Annotated in this window: 1 protein-coding gene; it reads left to right on the top strand. The window is 72.6% G+C overall.

Annotation, left to right across the window (positions count from 1 at the left end; translation table 11 throughout):
* Positions 1-325 (top strand): ATP-binding cassette domain-containing protein (locus J0695_RS40035; protein WP_206969729.1); only part of this gene is annotated, 325 nt, incomplete at both ends.

The raw sequence follows: 325 nt of genomic DNA, 5'->3' as shown, positions 1-325 counted from the left end.
CCGCCCCGACCAGGGGACGGTCCTGGTCGCCGGCCACGACGTCTGGCAGGACCCGGTCGCGGTCAAGTCCCGCATCGGCGTGCTCCCCGAGGGCCTGCGCCTCTTCGAGCGGCTCTCGGGCCGCGAACTCCTCGCGTACAGCGGACGGCTGCGGGGGCTGCCCGGCGCCGAGGTCGACAAGCGGGCGACGCAGCTCCTGGACGTACTGGACCTGGCGGGCGCCCAGCACAAGCTGGTCGTCGACTACTCGACGGGCATGCGCAAGAAGATCGGCCTGGCCGCCGCCCTCCTCCACAACCCCGAAGTGCTCTTCCTCGACGAGCCG

Source organism: Streptomyces beijiangensis, from assembly GCF_017315755.1.
GTDB lineage: Bacteria > Actinomycetota > Actinomycetes > Streptomycetales > Streptomycetaceae > Streptomyces > Streptomyces beijiangensis.
The sequence above is the reverse complement of the archived record's forward strand: the minus strand, read 5'-3'. Positions and strand labels throughout refer to the sequence as shown.